23 protein-coding genes and 1 pseudogene are annotated in these 12,945 nt (G+C 45.1%); 10 read left to right on the top strand and 14 right to left on the bottom strand.

Going from position 1 to position 12,945, the window contains the following annotated elements:
* Positions 1-15: 15 nt before the first annotated feature.
* The 4 genes from tyrR to VEJY3_RS09945 are packed head-to-tail and all read left to right on the top strand — an operon-like array spanning position 16 to position 3,257.
* Positions 16-1,560 carry a transcriptional regulator TyrR gene (gene tyrR, locus VEJY3_RS09960; RefSeq protein ID WP_014232344.1) on the top strand — a complete coding sequence of 515 codons (1,545 nt, stop codon included), beginning with the start codon at positions 16-18 and terminating at the stop codon, positions 1,558-1,560.
* Between the two features lie 36 nt (positions 1,561-1,596).
* Positions 1,597-2,181 carry a ribosomal protein S5-alanine N-acetyltransferase gene (rimJ, locus tag VEJY3_RS09955; protein WP_014232343.1) on the top strand — a complete coding sequence of 195 codons (585 nt, stop codon included), beginning with the start codon at positions 1,597-1,599 and terminating at the stop codon, positions 2,179-2,181.
* A gap of 1 nt (position 2,182) precedes the next feature.
* Positions 2,183-2,770, top strand: coding sequence for an HD domain-containing protein (locus VEJY3_RS09950; protein ID WP_014232342.1), 588 nt, complete (start codon positions 2,183-2,185; stop codon positions 2,768-2,770).
* A gap of 13 nt (positions 2,771-2,783) precedes the next feature.
* The gene (locus tag VEJY3_RS09945) at positions 2,784-3,257 is read left to right on the top strand and encodes a DUF2947 domain-containing protein (RefSeq protein ID WP_014232341.1); all 474 of its coding nucleotides are present in this window, start codon (positions 2,784-2,786) and stop codon (positions 3,255-3,257) included.
* A 51-nt stretch (positions 3,258-3,308) separates the two neighbouring features.
* Here VEJY3_RS09945 and VEJY3_RS25555 read toward each other — a convergent pair.
* The 14 genes and pseudogenes from VEJY3_RS25555 to VEJY3_RS09880 form a co-directional block, all read right to left on the bottom strand.
* Positions 3,309-3,386, bottom strand: a pseudogene (locus VEJY3_RS25555) (integrase); the annotation flags it as partial.
* 79 nt (positions 3,387-3,465) lie between these two features.
* Positions 3,466-3,789, bottom strand: coding sequence for a hypothetical protein (locus VEJY3_RS09940; RefSeq protein WP_014232340.1), 324 nt, complete (start codon positions 3,787-3,789; stop codon positions 3,466-3,468).
* Positions 3,790-3,812: 23 nt separating this feature from the next.
* Positions 3,813-5,048, bottom strand: a complete 1,236-nt coding sequence (locus VEJY3_RS09935) for a site-specific integrase (RefSeq protein WP_014232339.1) — start codon at positions 5,046-5,048, stop codon at positions 3,813-3,815.
* On the bottom strand, positions 5,048-5,278 hold the full coding sequence (gene xisR / locus VEJY3_RS09930; protein ID WP_014232338.1) for an excisionase family protein: 231 nt from the start codon (positions 5,276-5,278) through the stop codon (positions 5,048-5,050). The genes VEJY3_RS09935 and xisR overlap by 1 nt, the downstream gene beginning before the upstream one ends.
* Positions 5,279-5,380: 102 nt before the next feature.
* Positions 5,381-5,596 (bottom strand): hypothetical protein, encoded by a 216-nt coding sequence (locus VEJY3_RS09925; RefSeq protein WP_014232337.1) that lies wholly within the window; start codon positions 5,594-5,596, stop codon positions 5,381-5,383.
* A complete protein-coding gene (locus VEJY3_RS09920; RefSeq protein ID WP_014232336.1) occupies positions 5,589-5,801 on the bottom strand; it encodes a hypothetical protein in 213 nt (70 codons plus the stop codon). Before VEJY3_RS09920 ends, VEJY3_RS09925 begins: the two co-directional genes overlap by 8 nt.
* 1 nt (position 5,802) lies before the next feature.
* A complete protein-coding gene (locus tag VEJY3_RS09915) occupies positions 5,803-6,180 on the bottom strand; it encodes a hypothetical protein (protein ID WP_014232335.1) in 378 nt (125 codons plus the stop codon).
* Positions 6,177-6,785, bottom strand: coding sequence for an HNH endonuclease signature motif containing protein (locus VEJY3_RS24485; protein ID WP_148263133.1), 609 nt, complete (start codon positions 6,783-6,785; stop codon positions 6,177-6,179). The genes VEJY3_RS09915 and VEJY3_RS24485 overlap by 4 nt, the downstream gene beginning before the upstream one ends.
* Positions 6,764-7,000: a hypothetical protein gene (locus VEJY3_RS09905; RefSeq protein ID WP_014232333.1), complete on the bottom strand. Its 237-nt coding sequence runs from the start codon at positions 6,998-7,000 to the stop codon at positions 6,764-6,766. The genes VEJY3_RS24485 and VEJY3_RS09905 overlap by 22 nt, the downstream gene beginning before the upstream one ends.
* A complete protein-coding gene (locus VEJY3_RS09900; protein ID WP_014232332.1) occupies positions 6,997-7,371 on the bottom strand; it encodes a hypothetical protein in 375 nt (124 codons plus the stop codon). The genes VEJY3_RS09905 and VEJY3_RS09900 overlap by 4 nt, the downstream gene beginning before the upstream one ends.
* 60 nt (positions 7,372-7,431) lie before the next feature.
* Entirely contained in the window at positions 7,432-8,250 is an 819-nt protein-coding gene (locus VEJY3_RS09895; RefSeq protein ID WP_014232331.1) for a DUF2303 family protein, read from the bottom strand.
* A 40-nt stretch (positions 8,251-8,290) separates the two neighbouring features.
* On the bottom strand, positions 8,291-8,683 hold the full coding sequence (locus VEJY3_RS09890; RefSeq protein ID WP_014232330.1) for a hypothetical protein: 393 nt from the start codon (positions 8,681-8,683) through the stop codon (positions 8,291-8,293).
* A gap of 343 nt (positions 8,684-9,026) precedes the next feature.
* The gene (bamE, locus tag VEJY3_RS09885; protein ID WP_014232329.1) at positions 9,027-9,410 is read right to left on the bottom strand and encodes an outer membrane protein assembly factor BamE; all 384 of its coding nucleotides are present in this window, start codon (positions 9,408-9,410) and stop codon (positions 9,027-9,029) included.
* A gap of 165 nt (positions 9,411-9,575) precedes the next feature.
* Positions 9,576-10,376 carry a helix-turn-helix transcriptional regulator gene (locus VEJY3_RS09880; protein WP_014232328.1) on the bottom strand — a complete coding sequence of 267 codons (801 nt, stop codon included), beginning with the start codon at positions 10,374-10,376 and terminating at the stop codon, positions 9,576-9,578.
* 35 nt (positions 10,377-10,411) lie between these two features.
* On the opposite strand from VEJY3_RS09880, the gene VEJY3_RS24780 reads away from it, so the two are divergent.
* From VEJY3_RS24780 to VEJY3_RS09865, 6 genes are all read left to right on the top strand, one after another.
* Positions 10,412-10,624 (top strand): hypothetical protein, encoded by a 213-nt coding sequence (locus tag VEJY3_RS24780; RefSeq protein WP_020335501.1) that lies wholly within the window; start codon positions 10,412-10,414, stop codon positions 10,622-10,624.
* A gap of 31 nt (positions 10,625-10,655) precedes the next feature.
* On the top strand, positions 10,656-11,165 hold the full coding sequence (locus VEJY3_RS09875; RefSeq protein ID WP_014232327.1) for a phage regulatory CII family protein: 510 nt from the start codon (positions 10,656-10,658) through the stop codon (positions 11,163-11,165).
* Positions 11,162-11,335, top strand: a complete 174-nt coding sequence (locus VEJY3_RS25725) for a hypothetical protein (protein WP_158308260.1) — start codon at positions 11,162-11,164, stop codon at positions 11,333-11,335. Before VEJY3_RS09875 ends, VEJY3_RS25725 begins: the two co-directional genes overlap by 4 nt.
* Before the next feature lie 197 nt (positions 11,336-11,532).
* Positions 11,533-11,706, top strand: a complete 174-nt coding sequence (locus tag VEJY3_RS25720; protein ID WP_086027146.1) for a hypothetical protein — start codon at positions 11,533-11,535, stop codon at positions 11,704-11,706.
* Positions 11,706-11,912 (top strand): hypothetical protein, encoded by a 207-nt coding sequence (locus VEJY3_RS09870; RefSeq protein WP_014232326.1) that lies wholly within the window; start codon positions 11,706-11,708, stop codon positions 11,910-11,912. The genes VEJY3_RS25720 and VEJY3_RS09870 overlap by 1 nt, the downstream gene beginning before the upstream one ends.
* A complete protein-coding gene (locus VEJY3_RS09865; protein WP_014232325.1) occupies positions 11,903-12,889 on the top strand; it encodes a helix-turn-helix domain-containing protein in 987 nt (328 codons plus the stop codon). The genes VEJY3_RS09870 and VEJY3_RS09865 overlap by 10 nt, the downstream gene beginning before the upstream one ends.
* Positions 12,890-12,945 lie beyond the last annotated feature (56 nt).

Below are 12,945 nucleotides of genomic sequence, written 5' to 3'. Positions count from 1 at the left end.
ATTGGGATATTTTCAGTGCGTCTTGAAGTCTTATGTGAAGATAGACTCGGTCTTACCCGAGAACTGCTCGATATTTTAGCATCTAAAAGTATCGACTTGCGTGGTATCGAGATTGATATCAGCGGCATTATATATTTGAATTGCCCGGATATTGATTTTGATACCTTTAGCGAATTAATGGCCGAAATCCGACGTATTTCGGGGGTTAAAGACGTACGTAAAATCCAGTTCATGCCCATGGAACGCCATAATACCGAGCTGCTTTCGCTGGTGGATAATCTGCCAGATCCCGTCTTTGCTATCGACCTAAAAGGCGCGGTAGACATGGCCAACATGTCTGCGTTGTCTCTGCTAGGTTTGCACAAGCAAGAGGTGATTGGTACGCAAATTGGTACGCTATTACCAAGCATGCGTTTCTCCCGCTGGTCAGAAGGGGTGAATGCCCGAACTCGTGAAAATCTGGTAATTGATGGTCTGGATTACATTCTTGAGTTAATGCCAGTTTATATTAAAGATGAAGCGCAAAACTCGACACTGGCGAGTACGTTGATCACGATTCGCTCCAGCCAGCAAGTTTCGCGAATTGAAGAAGCCGTGCCGCTGCATAACCCGCTTGGTTTTGAACACTTTGTCGGATTATCTAACCGCCATAAAGCATTGATGAACCAAGCCAAGAAGTTGTCTGTCCTTGATCAGCCTTTATTGATTGAAGGTGAAACTGGCACTGGTAAAGAAATGCTGGCAAAAGCGTGTCACAGCCGATCTAGCCGAGCGAGTAAGCCTTTCCTCGTACTGAGCTGCGCGTCTATGCCAGATGATGTGGCTGAAACTGAACTGTTCGGCCATGCGCCAGGCTCATTTAACCACGAGCAGGGGCACAAAGGCATTTTTGAACAAGCGAATGGCGGCACCGTCTTCTTGGATGAAATTGGTGAGATGAGCTCACACTTGCAAATCAAGCTACTGCGTTTTCTTCAGGATGGTAATTTCCGTCGAGTTGGCGCAGAGGATGAAATGCACGTTGATGTGCGCATTATCGCCTCTACTAAGCATAACCTTGCTGAGCTGTCGGAAGCGGGGATGTTCCGTGAAGATTTATACTATCGCCTGAACGTTCTTACGTTGACGATTCCTCCTTTACGCAAGCGCTCTAATGATGTCGCTCCACTATTAGAGTTGTTTGTGACCAAGCACGCGCAGCAATTGGGTATTGATAAACCTGATTTCGACGAAGATTTGATCGACGGACTCGCAAACTACCAATGGCCGGGTAATATGCGTCAGCTGGATAATATGGTTCTGCGAGCTTTAACCGAGATGGATGGTCATTTATTGAAGGTTGAGCACTTTAATTTGCCACAACCTCAATCTGTCGGTGGTGGCAGTGCGACACTCAATTTAGATGGCTCTTTGGATGAGATCATGCGTGATTACGAGTCTCAGATCCTTGAGCGTTTGTATCAGTCATTCCCATCAAGTCGCAAGCTGGCGAAGCGTTTGAATGTATCACATACGTCAATTGCCAATAAACTGCGTGACTATGGGATTCGTAAAAATTAATCCTGAACGAAGAGAAAACGGACGTTGTCATTTGTAATGGAAGATAAAAGTTCATCCGTCGCCGTTCATAAGTTGGACGGCGACTTACTTCTGCGTACTGCGGAAATCGCTGATGCAGATATGATTGCCGAATATTTTCAGGTAAATCGCGAGTACTTAAAGCCGTATGAACCAACCCGCGAGGACGCCTTCTTTACCGTCAATGGTTGGCTACAAAAACTCATTAAACTAAGCGAACTCCATCGTCAGGGGCTTGGCTATTACTGTCTTCTTATTGATACCCAAAAACAACGCATGTTAGGCACAATTTCCTTCAGCGGCCTGGTTCGCTTCCCGTTCCACTCATGCAGCGTTGGTTACTCTCTTGCCCAAACGGCGCAGGGTAACGGATACATGCGTCGTGGTCTTAAAATGGCTTGTGATTACATGTTCGACGTACAAAATATGCATCGAATTCAAGCAGGGTATATGCCACACAACAAACGCAGCGAAGCGGTTCTGGAACATGTTGGCTTTAATAAAGAAGGCTATGCGAAGGACTATCTTTTGATAGATGGCGAGTGGCAAGATCATATCTTAACCTCACTGACTAAACCTGACTGGCAACCAAAGGCTCGATGATATGGAAAGACTAGAGAAGCAGCTAACGCTATTAATAGAGTTGGATCAGTTGAAAAATGTGCTTCGCCGAACCCGTGTTAAAAGCGCGGAAGGCAGACTGGAAAACAGCGGAGAACACAGTTGGCACGTAGCTCTGATGGCCGTCTTGATGGAAGAACATGCCAATGCTCCGGTCGATATTTGCCGAGTCATGAAAATGCTGTTGATCCACGATGTCGTAGAGATCGACGCGGGCGACACCTTTGTTTATGATACGGCCGCTTCAAAAGAGCAGGCGGAAAAAGAAATCAAAGCCGCAGAACGTTTATTCGGAATGCTGCCAAGCGAGCAAGGCAAAGAGCTATTGGTATTGTGGCATGAATTTGAAGCCGCACAAACTGACGATGCAAAGTATGCAAAAGCCCTCGACCGTTTAATACCAATGCTTCTGAATTATCATAATGACGGTCAGAGTTGGCAAGAACATGGCGTAACGCGTGAACAAGCGCTTACTATTAACAAAAGAATTGAACTTGGCTCTGTCACATTGTGGGACAAAGCGAAAGAAATAATTGAAGATGCCACCGATAAAGGTTGGCTGAAGTCGTAATAAAGGAGACTGAATGTCTTATTTGCCTTTGGACGAATACCAAAGAAAATGGATTTTTACTCACCAGTCGATGCCGGTACCAGAAGAAGACTTAGCGCAGATAAAGCCGATGAGTCAGGCTCGCTCCGCTCAGTTCTGGAAAGAGAACATCAGTGCGCAAAGCCCTGATATGGACCGTTTGAGCTCTCAAGATTGGCCGATGAAAGAGTCCAACTGGTCAGAAACTGTCGACTGGATGGCCGCTTGGGAATCAGACGAGCCAAACATGCCAACCGAAGTTGAAATACATATTGATTGGCAAGACGATGTTACCGTTTATTTCTGTTACGAGAAGTACAACGTCATCGAAACCAAGTGGTCTATCTTCAAAAAGCATTGGAAGAACTTCCTGTTCTATGATGATGGCCCAATGTTGCTTGGCCGCCGTCGCGCTCAAGCTCTTTGGTTTGACTCAAAAGGCAATGTTAAACTGGGCGAACGCCATTAGTAATCTGTTGAAATTATTATATTAAGCCATCAATTTGGTGGCTTTTTCTTTTTAAAGGTTTGATAGAGGGCTTAGGACACCACTTGCTCCTCTTTCGATAACGTGAGTGTAGATTTGTGTGGTATATACACCCACGCTATAAGTGGTTGTTTTTATTAGTAGCTATCACGCCCCGACTGAAGTGGGGCGCTGGTGGGACAATCGAAAACTATTTACATTTGTCGCATTTGCACATTTCCATGTGATAAGGAAAGCTGGAATCAAGTTCAGTGATCCAGTCGCCATGCGTTTCACACTTAAAAACCTGCCAAGGCAAGTCATATTCAATCATCCATTCAGCAATGCGCTTGGGTACTTCGAGCATGAAATCGCCGTTAGACACAACTACACTTCCAACGTTCCCAGATAAAACCATATCGCTTAAGCGAAACACTTTATCTTTTAGTAGTTCACACTCAATCTTTAGTGCCTCATGCTCTTTGCGAAGTTGAGAATATAAGGTCTTATACTTAGGCTCTGGTGCTAATTTCATGACAGTTAGTTTCCGAGTACCCATTATTTATTTGAAGCCATGATCCCATTTAAGTATTCGATCTGCTCGTGAGAGTGCGACTTCATGAACCTGCCGTAAACACGTTCCAACATCATCGTGCTCTTGTGCCCCATCTGTTCTGCGATAAATGACAGGTTTGCTCCTTTGGTGATCAACCAACAAGCGTAGGTGTGACGAGATTGATATGAGCAGCGGTGGCGAATAGCCGCTCGCTTTAGTGCGCGTGACCATAGTCGATTGTAGGTTGTCGTCTTATAAGTCTCGCTAGGTGCTTGGCCATTACGACGTTCTGGGATAAAAACGAATCGAACGCTTTCCTGGCGAAAGGTGTTTGAACCTTTTACTTCCACAAAAATATCTCTCACCGGGCTAAACAAGGTTAGCTTTCTTTGAGACTTGAGAGCGTTAAGGGCAGGCTCGAGCAAATGAATAGTTCTTGCTGACTTCTTATTCTTCGGTGTTGTGAATTTTCGTTCAATCGTGACATTGCGAGAAATCTCGATCGTCCCTTTATCTAGATCAACATCTTCCCAGGCTAACGCACAAAGTTCACCAGTTCTCATGCCAGTGTATATGGCTAAGGTGAACATATTCCGCTGCTGTAAGTTGGTCGTTGATTCTATTAGCTGGTGGAATTCTTCTAGTTCTAGTGGGTCCGGTTCGCCAGAGCCACCACTAAGCAGATCAACATGCAGGAATGGATTATCATCGATAAATTTTGACTTCACCGCTAGGTCAAAGCATCGGCGTAGCAGTTTGATCATATTATTGATCGTCTTTGCGCTACGTGACGCACCAGTGCGAGTAGGGGAGTCGACCATTAACTTTTGGCACTTGAGTGCATCCATGATCGTGATGGTGGAAATCGTACGTTCCTCCCCAACAAACAAGCAGCATGCTCTTGCTGTGGTACTCAATACATAGAGTGACTGTGAGGCCATTGTCGTTTGCTTCAATTGAATATAGTCATCAAACAACTCGCGAACGGTAAGGTTCTTACCACGCTGTTCTGGCGTCGCAAAGAGTTGTGCTTTCTTTGATGTTGGAAAGCGTGACAAGTAATCAAAAGTGCCCAATGAAATTTCAGAAAGTATAGAAGCGCGTAGATGACCTGCTTTTTTGAGATTGCCTTTGGTGACTTCCCATCCTTTTAGTGTCTCCCGACAGCGCATCTCGCGGTAAGTAAAACTAATGCGGATAGACTTACCGCGGATCTCTACACCTTCTGGTGTGTTCATTACGCAACCCTTTCTCTTGCTGAAAACTCATCAATGGCAACACGGTCATACTTAAAACTTTTGCCACCACCACTACTCTTACCGGATGCTTTTTTAAAGTGAACGCCTTCAACCCAACGAAACTGACGATAGTCTTTGATTTCATTGGTAGACATACCCGTCAAATCCATCAAAAGATCTTCTTTCACCCAGCGGCTAGGCTCTAATTGAATCACCGTAAATGTTCTCATCGGTAAACCTCCAATAAATAATGAAAATAAAAGTCCTGCAATGCCCCGTTATCAAGTGATGGGGCATAGGCGAATTACATAAATGAACTAAGGGACGAGAAGTTAGAGCAGGTCTATGGATTGCTCTGCAAAGTCGGTCATAAACTCGGGTGATAGGCTGATATCACTCGGGAACTCTTTACATACCCCGTAGCCGTTGGCTTCGTTCTCTGGTTTGATGAAGGTCAGTTGAATAACTTCACGACCTTGAATAAAGCTGAAGTAGGGGCCTTTTGCTGTCACCGCGCCCAGTTCGGTTTGAAAAGTTGCATTAGCCATGGGTAAGCTCTCCTTTAACGTATTGCAGTGCATGGTTAACACAGCATTGGATGGTGTTTGCTTTGTCGTAAGTACCGTAGTGGTAGTACTGAATGCCACGTTCGATGGCTTCATCCAGCTGGTGGCCAGAGATGCCTTGTGCTTGGAGCTTGTTGGTTAAGTGACGTTTAACAAAGTGTTCGTTTGGCTTTTTGGTTTCTGACATCTCACGCTCTCCACTGCGGTAATAAAACATTCGGCTTGAACGGATGGGCTTTTTTGACAAAGCGGAAGCCTTCGCAATTAGAATCGCCTCTTACAGACGTTTTCTTGTTTGGCACCTTGTCTTTCTCATCCATGGTTAGTTCGTAGTAAGGATAAATAGAGCGAGGTTCAGATTTGATTTTCAGCCCCTTACCACGCAGGTAGTAGATGGCCTTACAAATCAGTTGAGGTTTAACCCCCAAATCACTACTAATCTGATAGGTTGAGTTTCTGCCTGGATGTTCAAGCAAGTACTTTCCCACCGCTTTTGATCTTCCATTACCCTGTATTGAACCAACGATGCGTTGTGCTTCTATATATTGTTCTTTGGTTAGACTCATGCTTGCAGTCCTTGCTTATCTAAAATCTCCTGCTCAAGCCTGGCGATTAAAACCTTGGTTTCTCTTATGCTGAGTGGTGTATTTTTCCAGTCCATTTTGTTTAACCTGGCGTGAACCGCACGGCCAACAATGAACAAGTTTTCTATCGTTGGTGATTTTATTTTTTCAGGCGAATTGTCGTAAAACCGGATCACATGACCATCGGGTATTTTCCCGTGAACGCTCTCCCACAAAACACGATGAGCTAATTCATAGGCATTCGTTCCCATTCTTACTTTCACTAGCAAGTAGCCGTCTTTTACGTCAACACGAGTTGAGCCCAATGGTTTTTCATCGTCTTTCTTGTTGCTGCGAACTCCACCAAATTGAGTCTCAATTGATTTGCCTCTTGCTGGCATGGGCTTGCCTTTGTTGTGCGGCTGTTGGCCTTTAACAAAGTAACCAGTGCGGCCTGCTTTGAATTGATATCGTTTTAGCGAGCCATACATAGTCTTTTTGTTTACTGAGCAATTGAATTTATTGTTGAACTCATCAAGCCAATCCTTTATCGGAGCGTTAGCATAATGCTCCGCCATGAATGCCTTCATTTCTTCTGAGTAATACACAACTGCTCCGGTATCTCTGCGTGACGAAAATCGGTTTTGAATTTTGCAGCATCAAGCATCAATTGAGCGTTGGAAGTGATGTCTTTAGCGATACTTGATAAAGCCTTGGCGCGCCCAACTTCCTCTTTAAGGCGGTCGCCAACTATCTCTTCATCACTTAGCCGTTCTAGCTGAGCAAATAGGTGATCGTTTAAGTCAGTTAACTTGTTCTTCATTCTGTAAACTCCTGGTCGTTGTAGCACTCATCACAAATAAACATGTATTCGCCCGTTTCATCCCATGTGAGCTCAGCTTCTTTTCCGCACTTCTCGCAGTTCTCACACACTTCACAATCGAGTACCTTTCCGATTTCTTTTGCTGCTGCTTCCGGCAGAGTGCAAAGGGTCAGGTCACCTAATGTCAATGTGTAGAATTTCTCACCTGGCACGGTTAACTGCTCGAGATGGATGCTAATAGAGATTGGGTTAGTGGCGGCAAACGTTAAATCACCAGCTTGTAGCCGAACGAATAGGTGCATTGGTCTGCTCTCAGAACTGAGTCGATAACTCGTATCACCCATTTCCCATGTGCACTGTTGTTTTTTCATTACGTCACCTTATTTGATCAACTGAAAAACTGGCGGCAACGTTCGCCACCGCCAACATGATTAGCTGGAGAACGAACCGATAAAGGTATCAATCTCGATCTCGCCTTCTTTAAAGCAAGCTTGAAGTTTGGTTTGGAACTCTTCGCCCATCTCTTCTTCGTGTTGCTCAAGCTTCTTGATGCGTAGAACTAGGATCTCGTTACCGATGGTGCTCATGCGCATTTCAAAGGTGCGTTCTGCTAAACCTAAGTACGGAATACAGGTGAACTTAAACACCGCAGGCATCGGGAACTCTTCTTTAGTACGAACGGCAATGGACTCGTACTCAGATTGGTGATGGCTAAAATCATCCACGTTTGATTCACGGCCAGCTTTCGCTTCGAATTTCATGTTACGAATCGCAGCTGAAGCCACAGAGTTTTCGATTAGCTCACCAGTTGTAGAGAACACCTGAACAAATTCGCTGTAGTCTTCGACCCATTCAGCCAGTTGTTTTTGGTTGTTCTTTTTCTCATCCATATTGATGAGCGCTTTAAATGCAGCCGTTTGGCGCAACACCAATTTTGCTTGGTGCTTACAGTGACCAGGAACAGTTTGAGTACCAAGATCAAAGATAGTGACTGCGGCCATTTGGTCAGCATCAATAAAGCATTGGTTACCTTCGGTTTGGTAGTGCTCGTGATAGCGCACGAACTCGTCGATGTTAGCTGTACGCATTGTGCCGCGGAAATAATTGCGGTTTGGCATGTACTCTTCTAAATCATGCAGATTGAAAGACTGAGGCAGAGCCGCGACAGGGAAACCTGCCTTCTGTAACTGTTCTAAGAACTGTGGGGCATTCGCTGATTCTTGAATCTGTTGGATTGCTGATTTATCCATTTATCTGTTCTCTCTTTAGAGTGATTGCTGGTGGACTGGGTTAGCCGCGTACTTCGCGAAGCTGACCTTCTTCAATAACTGCTTGGCCGTGAATGTCTTCTTTTGGTCGGTCGTAGGTGAGTTTTCCGCCTTTGCCGACGTAGGCGATAGAGGTGTACTGAAAGTCCTCACTCTTGGCACCAAAGCCCGTTTTAGGTTCTTTCACTGACATATTTGCCGTGATTTCTACCATTTCGTTGTTGGTACCCATTGGCTTGAGCTTTAGGTTCAGCTTTACTTCGCCTTGCTTATCGCTGTAAGAAACAGCGCGTGAAACGTTAGAGAGTGCAAGGCCAATAACGTTGGAGATAACGCCGCCATCTAGCTCTTGCATCAATTTAGGAAAGTTGGTTGTACGGTCTTCTATGCTTAGGTTGCCTGCTTCTTGGCTCATGATTTGTTCCTCAAGATTGGTTATCCACACCCTAAAACCCTTGATCTGAAAGGCTTTAGGTTGTGCCCTTAGTAAGGGCATTCCCGTTCCCATCCTTGGATAGTCACTTCCGGTCACCGTTTCACTTTTCGTCGTAAGACAGACATAGGCAGAGACGCTCCGGTGCAGTGGTTATTCGCCCCACCAGCTGCTGGGGTAAGTCGTTGGAATGAGCCAAATGTACCATAAGTACATATTAAGTAAAGAACCAAAAGTACATTTATTTGTATTGGGTACAAAAAAACCGCCCGAAGGCGGCTATCTAAAAAGAGGATTTCTCTAGTGAGTGAACTTATAGTGTTATTTATTCTGACTTTATAGTGACTTCGGTTTTTATAGGGTTACTGTATAATTTTTGTTGCTGCTCGTAGATCTCTTCCATGTCTGGACCCAGGTTTGACTTACCCCATTTTGCCACTTCCCCATCTTTGAACGTCACCACGAGACTGTCACTAGATAGCAATTCATTGTCGAAGGTAGTAAAACCATAGGTTTCAGGATTCCAGTAGACCCAACGTGTGCGACTTTCGGTTACATCGGTTCGTTTCGGCTCGCCAAGAATATTTACCACTTCTTGTTTTGACATGCCAAGCTCAAGCTGAAGTGAGGCTTTGCCGTAATCAACTTTATTTTGTGCGCAGCCAGTAATTAATAAAGCAGCAATAACACTAAAAATTATATTTTTCATATGTATACCGATATCCTAACTATCCAAATTAATTCTCAATAAAAATAGAACTTTAGTATCTCAATATATGCACAAAGATCATCAGGTTTTTGATGCATATGTGATAGTGCTCAACACCAAGAAAGCTATTGTTGCAGATACAAAAAACCGCCCGTAGGCGGTTAGTTACAACATGACTGAATACCAAAAGACTCTTCCGAGTACGACAATATCTGTCGCTTCGTCCTGTGAGTAGCGTTCCTCGGGGTGTTCTTCGGCGTTGTAGCTACGAACCCTTAATCCACCACCTGGTGTTTTGTACAAGAGCTTCACGCGAAGTTCACCTGAGTGATTAATGGCGTACATTTTTCCATCCACGACTCCAGTGCTAGAAGTATCAATCCCGACAGTTGAACCGTCCGGTAATACGGGTTCCATGCTATTTCCCGTTGCTTTTACACATACAGCACACTCTGGCGGAACGTTGTAGCGGCGTAATGTCGATTTAGCAAAACGCAGTTTAAGACCAGTATGTTCACGTTCGGCTACTTCACCGCTGCCAGCTGAAAGGCGAATATCTGCAAAAAATGGCACTTCTACCTCATCATCTGAAAGTGGGGTTTTACGATCCCATGCGTCAATTTCTCCTAAAATTTCCGCATTGGCTTCCGTTGGTTGTTGAGGTTCGTTGGGGTTGGAACCGCTGTGTTGTTTTCCGTACTGCAGCCAGAACAGATCAACTTTGAGGAGGTTCGCTAATTCTTCCATTTTATTTTGGCGCGGCATTGACTCTGCGTTAAGCCATTTGCTTACAGCTTTTGGCGTCACTTTAAGTGCCTTAGCTAAAATAACGCCTCTTCCATGATCTTCTATCCCAGCTTTTGTACAGGCCTGTGCAAGCCTTTGGGCGAAGTTTGAACGCACATTTTCACTATGAACCATAGGTTCAATAGTAAAACTTCTTGATTGTACTTTCAGTTCCGTCATAATATGTACTTATAGTTCATTGTAAGGGCGAAATTATGCTAAAACAGGTTATTACTCAGATAGGTGTACCAAAAGTAGCGCTAGCTTGCTGCGTTAGTAATAGAGCTGTTTATAAATGGTGTGAGAGAGGTGTACTTCCTAGAACGGATTTCACTGGTGAAACCAATTACGCCTCGATCATTTCGGAATTATCTCAAGTGACAGAAACACCCGTCACTAAAGAAGAACTTCTCAACATTCCACGATAGAACAATCTACAGATTGCCAAGGAGGTACTCCATGACCCACACACAAGGCAGGGGGAAATTCCCTCGCTTCTATGAAGGCGTTATTCGTTTTAAGAAACACCATAGCCTGCGCGCTATTGCGTTAAGGCTTGGTTACACAGAAGTGGATTACAGCAACCGACTAAAGAAACGCTTTAACACCAATCAACCGGAATCAAAGTTGTTTGTTGATGATGTTATTGCGTTCACCAAAGAGTCTGGGGACTACAGCATGATCGACGGACTATGCAAAGAAGTAGGGCTGTGCACACCTATGCCGTTTAACTACAACTCCCAGGCAAATCTAAATACCGAGTTTTTGGTTGCTACTAAGGCACTTGGTGAGATGGCCGAGCAACTTAACGTAAACAAGCTTTCTGCCAATGGGGTCAGCCGTTTGTCTTCATCCATTCATACGCTGGTGGCTTCGGCCATGACGATTGGCTATGCCGCTGAAAGCCGCTTTGGTGGTATCAGCATGGCCATGATGTTTGGCGATATGTCTTCGGGAGTCTTGTCATGAATGTGATGGAAACGCTCAACACCATAGAGCAGTTGGTAGAGATCTATCGCAGTTCTATTGCGCTGGAGCAGAACGCCGCAGTTAAGAAACAACTGGAAAAGGAAGCGCTCAAGGCGATTAACGCAAAGACCCAAAGATATTTAGAGCATCTGGAAATGGAAAAGCCCTAACAAGCTGCAACTTGTTAGGGCTGTGAATCAGCAAACGAAGGTCGATTCAATGGAAAGAGTAACACAACAGCGCCATCGCGCAAGAATTAAGGCCGTCTTAGTTTTTGATAACTACGTCTATTTCGTAGCAATTAAACCAGGCGATTGGAGATGGGTAAGTAAACGAACTGTAAGCCGAATGACACAGGAGCAGGGCTATGGAATTAAGTGAGCGTTTAAAGCAGGTTGATCACCTCCGTCGCGCTGCGATGGGGAACGCCAAGTTTAAGGCGAGTGCCAAGCAGCATGAGTCGGCATTAAAACCAAAGTCACGATCTCTGGCAAAGAGCAAACCACGCAGTTCGTTTGCCGACTGGGCAGGGGGTAAGTGATGTCTTTTTCTGCTGCGTATTTTGACTTATCCGGTCGGCAGCTCAGCAGTGGGGAGTTCTCACTGCTGACCAAATCAATCGACACGGCTATTGAAGATGCTATCGCATTAAGTGGTTTTGATGTGGTTTCGTCATCCACCTCGTTTGCTGTGTTGGGTCAAGGTAATAAACGTTTGGTAGTAGGGAAGGCAGAAGCATGTCAGTAAAGGTAATGAGCTACGTTTGGGACATTCCGAGTTTTAAAGGTTCTGATAAGTTGGTAATGCTTTGCCTAGCTGACCATTCGGACGATAGCGGTCTGTGTTGGCCGTCTATCGATACTATTGCTCGTAAGTCTGGTGTTTCACCTACCACAGTAAAATCCACTCTTAAGAAACTGGAAAAGGGTGGATGGCTATTCAAAAAGAACCAATTCAAAAAGGCGGATACAGGTCGCTTAGTCCGTTCGAATAACCAGTACCAATTGCCTGTAATGCTGTTGAAAAAGAAAGCAGATGAACAGACGGATTTTGAACAGTCGAATTTCGTCTGTTCAAAAGTCGAACGTTCGAAACTCGAACAGACGAAACAACCAGAGGGGGTAGGTCAAATTCCGGCTGGGGGTAGGTCGGAATCCGGCTATAAACCACCAATAGATCCACCAATAGAACCATCAAGTAAAGATCTTGCTCCGAGCGAACCGCTCGAAGCAGAACCAGCGTTGTTTGAAATTCCTTTGAACAGGAAAGGGGAGTTTCATGGAGTAACTCAACCGGACATCGACCGCTATTCGGATTTGTTCGGTGCAGTGAATGTTCGTGCTGAACTGAAAAAAATGATCGGTTGGTGCGATGCCAATCCCCGTAAGCGAAAAACCAAACAGGGTATCGAGAAGTTTATTCAAGGTTGGCTTGGCCGTGAGCAAGACAAGGGGCGTTACTTGCCGCCAGAGCAGCAACCGCAGCAAGCCAAATCGGACGGTGACGAGATCAAATCTAAGGTTCGTCAGCTTGAGATGGACATCGACAACGAGAACCAGCACCTGCTGCGCGTGATGAACTATGGCGGGGCTGAACAGGCGATTCAAGCCAGTAAGAACAAAATCAAGCGTCTGTCGGACGAACGCAGGGAATTGTTAGATCAGCTAGCGGAGGTGGATTCAGATGGTGGAGAAGTTAGTTGGCGTGATGGTTTCGCGGCCTAAGGTTTGGGTACCTGGAGAGCTTTGCAGGGAGTTAGGGATTTCTGCTTTGGAGTTAA

This window comes from Vibrio sp. EJY3, from assembly GCF_000241385.1.
GTDB lineage: Bacteria > Pseudomonadota > Gammaproteobacteria > Enterobacterales > Vibrionaceae > Vibrio > Vibrio natriegens.
This window is presented reverse-complemented; position numbering and strand designations above follow the sequence as displayed.